Origin of the sequence: Indiicoccus explosivorum (assembly GCF_002167005.1) — a bacterium.
GTDB classification, from domain to species: domain Bacteria; phylum Bacillota; class Bacilli; order Bacillales_A; family Planococcaceae; genus Indiicoccus; species Indiicoccus explosivorum.
Genome location: NZ_NHTN01000080.1, coordinates 1 through 4,727, shown reverse-complemented (window position 1 = coordinate 4,727; position 4,727 = coordinate 1). Strand labels below are relative to the sequence as shown.

Sequence of the window (4,727 nt, the reverse complement as noted above, 5' to 3'; positions counted from 1 at the left end):
GGGGTCGAGAACGAGATAAGCGCCCTCAAGCCCGAGATAAAGGTCGTCGAGACCCAGATAAGCGCCCTCAAGCCCCAGATAAGCGCACTCAAGCCCGGGATAAACGCCCCAAGACCCAGATAAACGCACTCAAGACCCAGATAAGACCCATCAAGCCCGAGATAACCCTCACCAACCCCCTCCAAATCCGACTTTCAAAAATATATGTCAGCAGGCGTCACAAATCTGAAAGTTCTTCCAGTTTCCCATTGACTGAATGCTCATTCAGTTTTAAACTGAAAGCAGGTTAGACAGCCGCGGAGCTTTTCGGTAAACTGAATGCAAAGCTTACGGGCAATACACATCATCATAAAGGAGGACACGCGATGGAGCCGCTGCTCATTGCTAACTGGATTTTATTTCTGTTTGTAACCGCTTACGGAATTTATTTGTTCCTATACGTTTTGAAGACGCGCCGCGATTTCATCAAACTCGGCAAAAAGCCTGAGTTCGAGGAGAATGTTAAGGAACGTCTCCGGAAAATCTGGATCAACGTCTTCGGCCAGCGGAAGCTGCTGAAGGATAAGAAGAGCGGATCGATTCATGTCATGTTCTTCTATGGCTTCCTGCTCGTGCAGTTCGGGGCGATCGATTTCATCATCAAAGGGCTCGCACCGGGTGAGCACCTGCCGCTGGGGCCGCTTTATCCGGCATTCACGCTGTTCCAGGAACTGGTGACATTCATGATTCTCGTGGCGGTGTTCTGGGCATTCCACCGCCGTTACGTGGAAAAACTGGTCCGGCTGAAACGGACTTGGAAATCCGGGCTCGTCCTGATTTTCATCGGCGGTCTGATGTTCTCCGTCCTCATCGGTAACGGGATGTCGCTCGTCTGGTTCGACCACACCGGCGCTTGGACTGAACCGATGGCGTCCGCGGTCGCTTTCCTGTTCGGCTGGGTCGGCGAGACTGTCGCCGCCGTTGTTTTCTATGTCATGTGGTGGGTGCACCTCCTGTTCCTGCTGGCATTCCTCGTGTACGTGCCGCAGTCGAAACACGCGCACCTCATTTTCGGACCGGTCAACACGTATTTCCACCGGCTCGACCATGTCGGCCGTCTGAAGCCGCTTAATTTCGAAGACCTCGAAGATGAGGAATCCGACGAAGTGCCGTCATTCGGCGTCGGCAAAGTGACCGATTTCAACCAGGCGCAGATGATCGATTTCTATGCCTGCGTGGAATGCGGCCGCTGCACGAATATGTGTCCGGCGACCGGTACAGGGAAGATGCTGTCGCCGATGGACCTCATCGTCAAACTGCGCGACAACCTGACGAACACGGGGGCCGTGCAGACGAAACAGAAGCCATGGGTGCCGGCGTTTTTATTCAATAACACCCAAGGCAACCAGCTGGCGATGGCGGCCGGCGCTGAAGGCGCGGTCATCGAAGATATCTACAACCCTTCGCTCATAGGCGACGTGATCACGGAAGAAGAGATCTGGGCGTGCACGACGTGCCGGAACTGTGAAGACCAGTGCCCGGTCATGAACGAACACGTCGACAAGATCATCGACTTGCGCCGTTACCTCGTCATGACGGAAGGCCGCATGGACAAAGATGCTCAGCGTGCGATGACGAACATCGAGAAGCAGGGCAACCCGTGGGGCCTCAACCGGAAGGAAAAAGAGAACTGGCGCGACGAGCGTCCGGATATCAGAATCCCGACGGTGAAAGAACTGAAGAAAGCGGACGAAGAGTTCGAATACCTCTTCTGGGTCGGTTCGATGGGCGCATTCGACAGCCGCTCGCAGAAAATCGCGCTGTCGTTCGCCAACCTGATGAACGAAGCCGGCGTGAAGTTCGCCATTCTCGGCAATAAAGAAAAGAACTCCGGCGATACGCCGCGCCGCCTCGGAAACGAGTTTTTATTCCAGGAACTGGCGACGGAAAACATCAAGGAATTCGAAAAGAACAATGTCACGAAAATCGTGACGATCGATCCGCACGCGTATAACATTTTCAAAAACGAATACCCGGATTTCGGATTCAATGCGGAAGTGTACCACCATACGGAAATGCTGTTCGATCTGCTCCAGGAGGGCCGGCTGAAACCGAAGTTCCCGGTCAACGAAAAAATCACGTTCCACGATTCCTGCTACCTCGGCCGATACAACGGCGTCTATGACGCGCCGCGGGAAATCCTCCGCGCGATTGAAGGCGTCGAGCTCGTCGAAATGGTCCGTCACCGCCAGGACGCCATGTGCTGCGGAGCCGGCGGCGGCCTGATGTGGATGGAGGAAGATACAGGCCACCGCGTCAATGTGGCGCGTACGGAACAGGCGCTTGCCGTCAGCCCGAGCATGATTTCTTCCGGCTGTCCGTACTGCCTGACGATGCTGTCGGACGGTACGAAAGCGAAGGAAGTCGAAGAGATGGTCGGCACATTCGATGTGGCGGAAATCCTGGAGCGCGCGGTCATCGGCGAAGCGCAGCCTGATGAAGGGGAGACGGTGCTCCAATAACCGTTGCTGAAAATCGGCAAGTCCGGTACAATTAAATTAATCAGAAAAAAGGGAGTGCAGACCGCTCCCTTTTTTTCTGCCGCTTTACCGAGCGAGCGTTCAGTCAACAATTGTATGCGTTTACATTTGAAAGGGAGGAAACAGAAGATGCCAAAAACAGTGATTCTCGATGGAGCCCGTACCGCATTCGGAAAATTCGGAGGTGCCCTGAGCGCCCTCTCAGCAAGCGATCTCGGCGGCCATGCGATCAAAGCCGCACTGGAGCGCGCCGGCGTGGAACCGGAAGAAATCGATGAAGTGATCATGGGGAACGTGCTGCAGGCGGGCCAGGGGCAGATTCCGTCACGCCAGGCGGCCAAAAAAGGCGGTATCCCATTCGAAGTGAAGACCGAGACAGTCAATAAAGTCTGTGCGTCCGGACTCCGTTCCGTCACACTCGGGGACCAGCTCATCCGCCTCGGTGACGAGGAAGTCATCGTGGCAGGCGGCATGGAATCGATGTCGAATGCGCCGTACTACTTGCCGAAAGCGCGCTGGGGACTCCGGATGGGCAACTCTGAAGTGGTCGACGGCATGGTATTCGACGGGCTCAGCTGTTCGTTCAGCCCGGAGCGCGTCCATATGGGCACGTACGGCAATGAAACGGCCGAGAAGTTCGGCCTGTCGCGCGAAGCGCAGGACGAATGGGCGGCCCGCTCCCACAGCCGCGTAATCAGCGCACGCAATGTGCTGGCTGAAGAAATCGTCCCGGTCGAAATCCCGCAGCGCAAAGGGGATCCGATCACGGTGGATACAGATGAAGCGCCGCGTGAGGATACGTCATCGGAATCGCTGGCGAAACTCCGTCCGGCCTTCGGCAAGGACGGCACGATCACAGCGGGCAATGCGCCTGGCGTCAATGACGGGGCGGCAGCGTTCGTCCTGATGAGCGATGAACGGGCAGCGCGCGAAGGCAGAACACCGCTCGCCACCATCATCGGGCACGCGGAAGTCGGCGTCGAGCCGAACCGCTTCCCGGAAACGCCGGGGCTCGTCATCGGTGAATTGCTGAAGAAGACCGGCAAGACGCTCGAAGAAATCGATCTGTTCGAAATCAACGAAGCCTTCGCGGCTGTGGCGCTGGCAAGCTCGAAGATCGCCGGCCTCGATCCGGAGAAAGTCAACGTTAACGGCGGATCGGTGGCGCTCGGCCATCCGATCGGCGCGAGCGGCGCACGGATTTTATTGACCCTTGCATACGAACTGAAACGCCGCGGCGGCGGTATCGGCATCGCTTCCATCTGCTCGGGCGGCGGACAGGGAGATGCGGTCATGATCGAAGTACCGAAACAGGAGGCACTGTAAATGGCAATCGAAAACGTAATGGTCATCGGCGCCGGCCAAATGGGCTCCGGCATCGCGCAAGTTTGTGCGCAGGCGGGGTTCAGCGTCACGCTGAATGATATGAAAGAAGAAGCATACGAAAGAGGAATCCAGACCATCACCAAAAATCTGTCGCGCGATGTCGAAAAAGGGCGCAGGACGGAAGATGAAAAATCGACCATCCTCGGCCGCATCACCAAATCGCTCGACCTGAACGACGCGAAGAACGCGGACATCGTCATCGAAGCGGCCGTCGAGAACATGGACGTCAAGCACACGATCTTCAAGACGCTCGACGCGGCGGCACCGGAACACACCATCCTGGCGACGAACACCTCTTCGCTCCCGATTACGGAAATCGCGGCGGTGACGAACCGGCCGGAACAAGTCATCGGCATGCACTTCATGAACCCTGTTCCGGTCATGAAACTCGTCGAAATCATCCGGGGTCTCGCGACGACGGATGCTGTATACCAGGCGGTTGAGGATATGACGAATAAACTCGGCAAGACGCCGGTCGAAGTGCAGGATTTCCCGGGCTTCGTATCCAATCGGATCCTCATGCCGATGATCAATGAAGCGATCTTCACGCTGCAGGAAGGCGTCGCCACGAAAGAAGCGATCGATGAAGTGATGAAGCTCGGCATGAACCATCCGATGGGGCCGCTGACGCTCGCCGATTTCATCGGCCTCGACACATGCCTGTATATCATGGAAATCCTCTACGACGGCTTCGGCGACAGCAAATACCGCCCGAGTCCGCTGCTGCGCAAATACGTTGCGGCCGGCTGGCTCGGCAAGAAAAGCGGAAGAGGCTTCTACGACTACAGCTGATCGCGTTTTGTCAGCGATTTATGCGCGTTC

General features: G+C 56.5%; 3 protein-coding genes. All 3 read left to right on the top strand.

Going from position 1 to position 4,727, the window contains the following annotated elements; genetic code table 11:
- Positions 1 to 365: 365 nt before the first annotated feature.
- The 3 genes from CCE92_RS15615 (at position 366) to CCE92_RS15605 (ending at position 4,697) form a co-directional block, all read left to right on the top strand.
- On the top strand, positions 366 to 2,501 hold the full coding sequence (locus CCE92_RS15615) for a 4Fe-4S dicluster domain-containing protein (protein WP_088009617.1): 2,136 nt from the start codon (positions 366 to 368) through the stop codon (positions 2,499 to 2,501).
- A 147-nt stretch (positions 2,502 to 2,648) separates the two neighbouring features.
- Entirely contained in the window at positions 2,649 to 3,845 is a 1,197-nt protein-coding gene (gene mmgA, locus CCE92_RS15610) for an acetyl-CoA C-acetyltransferase (RefSeq protein ID WP_088009615.1), read from the top strand.
- Entirely contained in the window at positions 3,846 to 4,697 is an 852-nt protein-coding gene (locus tag CCE92_RS15605; protein ID WP_088009613.1) for a 3-hydroxybutyryl-CoA dehydrogenase, read from the top strand.
- Positions 4,698 to 4,727: the final 30 nt, after the last annotated feature.

What these genes read in the sequence shown, in the direction of transcription:
- CCE92_RS15615 (WP_088009617.1), top strand. Translation starts at nt 366, where the DNA reads ATGGAGCCGCTGCTCATTGCTAACTGGATTTTATTTCTGTTTGTAACC.
- mmgA (WP_088009615.1), top strand. Translation starts at nt 2,649, where the DNA reads ATGCCAAAAACAGTGATTCTCGATGGAGCCCGTACCGCATTCGGAAAA.
- CCE92_RS15605 (WP_088009613.1), top strand. Translation starts at nt 3,846, where the DNA reads ATGGCAATCGAAAACGTAATGGTCATCGGCGCCGGCCAAATGGGCTCC.